This is a genomic window from Acidiphilium sp. PM (assembly GCF_000219295.1).
Lineage (GTDB): Bacteria > Pseudomonadota > Alphaproteobacteria > Acetobacterales > Acetobacteraceae > Acidiphilium > Acidiphilium multivorum.
In genome coordinates this window covers 1-1686 of sequence record NZ_AFPR01000615.1, presented here as the reverse complement: position 1 = coordinate 1686, position 1686 = coordinate 1, and the positions used below count along the sequence as shown (strand labels likewise).

Here is a 1686-nt window from a genome sequence, read left to right as displayed (position 1 = left end):
TCTGAACACGTTGCAGATGCACGGCCGCATCCATGAATGGGGGGCGATCTACCAGGCTCATCTCGCCCAGAATCTCCGGCGGGCCGGGGCGAGTATAGAGCTGGACCGAACCACCGGCGCGGCGCGGCTCAGCGCCGTGCCGGAGGAGATCCGGGCCGCGTTCAGTAAACGGACCCGCGATGCCCTCTCCGACGCGAAAGCCTATGCCGCCTCGCTGGGGGCGGATTGGGACCGCATGACCGGCGACGAACGAATCAAGCTGCTCAAAGGCGGTGCCTTTGCGAGCCGCAGTGCCAAAGCCGATGATCTGAGCGACTTCGTGAGCTGGCGGCGCCAGGCGGAGGCACGCGGCTACCAGCACAAAAGCGTTCTGCAGAACGCGGCACCGGCGGAGAAACTGACCGAAGCGGCCCGACTTGATCTGGCCTATGAGGCGGCTTCGCGGGTGCTGGGCGAGCAGTTTGCCCGGCGGGCGGTCATCAAGGCCGAGGATGAGCGCGTTGCCGCAGCGCGTGGCCTGGTGGCGGCCGGCATCAAGGATGGCGGCGATGTTGATCAGGTGATCGCGCGGTTGCGGGCGCGCGGGGTTGTCGAAACCGGTGGTGCTGGCGGCAACGGTGAGTCCGCACGCACGCAGATCATCGCGGTCGAGACCGAGCGGGATGACCCGGAAAACCCGGATGTGACGATCACCACAACCAGGCTGACGACGCGCGCCCATGTCGAGCAGGAGAGCGCGCTGGTCGAGCTGGCGGGACAGGCTGGCAGGGATCGGCGCGGGACGCTCAACCCGGTACAGATCAAACGCGGGATTGCGGCGAGCGGGCTGAGTTTCACCGGCGCGCATGGCGCTGCCCAGCGCCGGATGATCGATCATCTCGGCATGGGCTGCCGGTTCGCGGTGGGGATCGGGGCGGCCGGGGCCGGCAAGACCACGTTGTTGAAGCCGCTGGTGGCGGCGTGGCGTGACCAGGGTGCGGATATTCACGGCATCAGCCTTGGCTGGCGTCAGGCGCGCGAGTTGCGCGAGGCCGGACTGAACACCGAGGCCGAGGCCGGCGGGCGTGACACGATCGCGGCCGTGTCGGTGTTCATCAACCGGGTGGAGAGCGGCCGGCTGGACTTGTCCAGCCGCAGTGTCGTGGTGATCGATGAGCTGGGTACGATCGGCACGCGCCAGATGCTTGATCTGTTGCGGCTCCAGGAGCGGCACGGGTTCCGCATGGTGGCGATCGGTGATCCGAAGCAATGCCAGTCGATCGAGGCGGGCCAGGTGATCGGCCTTCTCGAAAAAGGGCTGGGCAAGGTGCCGTCGATCGAAAGCACGGTGCGGCAGACCAACGATAGGGCGCGCGAAATCGCGGGCTTGCTGCGCCAGGGTGGCGCCGAGGCTGTTGGCAAGGCGCTGGACATGAAGCGGCAGGATGGCACGGCCGAGATCGTTGCCGGCGGGCATGGCGAGGTGATCGCGCGGGCTGCTGCGCTCTGGGATGAACGCCGGAAAGCGAATGTAGATCGGCCGCGCTTTACGCTGTCGATCAGCACACCGACCAATCAGGACGCACGCGCGATCGGCGAGGCGATCCGGCAACGGCTGCTGGCCTCTGGCGAGCTGGGGCCGAGCCACATGACGCTTGCGGCGATCGACAAGAACACGGGTGAGCACTACGCCATGCCGGTCGCCCC

At 67.3% G+C, this 1686-nt stretch carries 1 protein-coding gene; it reads left to right on the top strand.

All coding sequences use genetic code 11. The features are described 5' to 3' along the window. Positions 1-16: 16 nt before the first annotated feature. Positions 17-1686, top strand: a 1670-nt coding sequence (locus tag APM_RS19520) for an AAA family ATPase (RefSeq protein ID WP_241763233.1), incomplete at its 3' end; no start/stop codon positions are given.